Here is a 1,298-nt window from a genome sequence, read left to right as displayed (position 1 = left end):
AGGGCGAAGCTCTGAATTTAAGCCCCAGTAAACGGCGGTGGTAACTATAACCATCCTAAGGTAGCGAAATTCCTTGTCGGGTAAGTTCCGACCTGCACGAATGGCGTAACGACTTCCCAGCTGTCTCAACCGCGAACTCGGCGAAATTGCACTACGAGTAAAGATGCTCGTTACGCGCAGCAGGACGGAAAGACCCCGTGACCTTTACTACAGTTTGGTATTGGTGTTCGGAGTGGCTTGTGTAGGATAGGTGGGAGACTGTGAAGCGGGCACGCTAGTGTTCGTGGAGTCATTGTTGAAATACCACTCTGGTCACTTTGGATGTCTAACGTAGGACCCTGATCGGGTTCATGGACAGTGCCTGATGGGTAGTTTAACTGGGGCGGTTGCCTCCCAAAGAGTAACGGAGGCGCCCAAAGGTTCCCTCAACCTGGTTGGCAATCAGGTGGCGAGTGTAAGTGCACAAGGGAGCTTGACTGTGAGACTGACAGGTCGAGCAGGGACGAAAGTCGGGACTAGTGATCCGGCAGTGGCTTGTGGAAGCGCTGTCGCTCAACGGATAAAAGGTACCTCGGGGATAACAGGCTGATCTTGCCCAAGAGTCCATATCGACGGCATGGTTTGGCACCTCGATGTCGGCTCGTCGCATCCTGGGGCTGGAGTAGGTCCCAAGGGTTGGGCTGTTCGCCCATTAAAGCGGTACGCGAGCTGGGTTTAGAACGTCGTGAGACAGTTCGGTCCCTATCCGCTGCGCGCGTTGGAAATTTGAGAAGATCTATCCCTAGTACGAGAGGACCGGGATGGACGAACCTCTGGTGTGTCAGTTGTTCTGCCAAGGGCACCGCTGATTAGCTACGTTCGGACCGGATAACCGCTGAAAGCATCTAAGCGGGAAGCCGTCTTCGAGATGAGATTTCCATGCACCTTGAGTGTGAGAGGCTCCCAGCAGACTACTGGGTTGATAGGCCGGATGTGGAAGCGGGGACTAACGACCCGTGGAGCTGACCGGTACTAATAAGCCGAAGACTTGACAACACAACTTTTACCGTCGCCCCTTGTGGGTGGCGGGCTCGCGTCCACTTTGTGGTTCCCGACAGACGATCGGGAATCAAACTGAATACTTCAGCAATGCTCTGAAGGAACAATGGTTTGATCCAGGATCTGGGTCGACAGTGTTCCGGTGGTCATAGCGAGAGGGAAACGCCCGGTCACATTCCGAACCCGGAAGCTAAGCCTCTCAGCGCCGATGGTACTGCAAGGGGGACCTTGTGGGAGAGTAGGACGCCGCCGGACTCAAC

At 54.9% G+C, this 1,298-nt stretch carries 2 rRNA genes; both read left to right on the top strand.

The annotated features are described in order from the left end of the window. Positions 1 to 1,035 (top strand): 23S ribosomal RNA (locus tag M3677_RS16760); the annotation flags it as partial. A 141-nt stretch (positions 1,036 to 1,176) separates the two neighbouring features. Further along, positions 1,177 to 1,293: ribosomal RNA gene (rrf, locus tag M3677_RS16755) — 5S ribosomal RNA — on the top strand. The last annotated feature ends 5 nt before the right edge of the window (positions 1,294 to 1,298 follow it).

Origin of the sequence: Curtobacterium sp. P97 (assembly GCF_023712445.1) — a bacterium.
GTDB lineage: Bacteria > Actinomycetota > Actinomycetes > Actinomycetales > Microbacteriaceae > Curtobacterium.
Note: the sequence above shows the minus strand (reverse complement) of the source record. Positions and strands in the feature narration are given on the sequence as shown.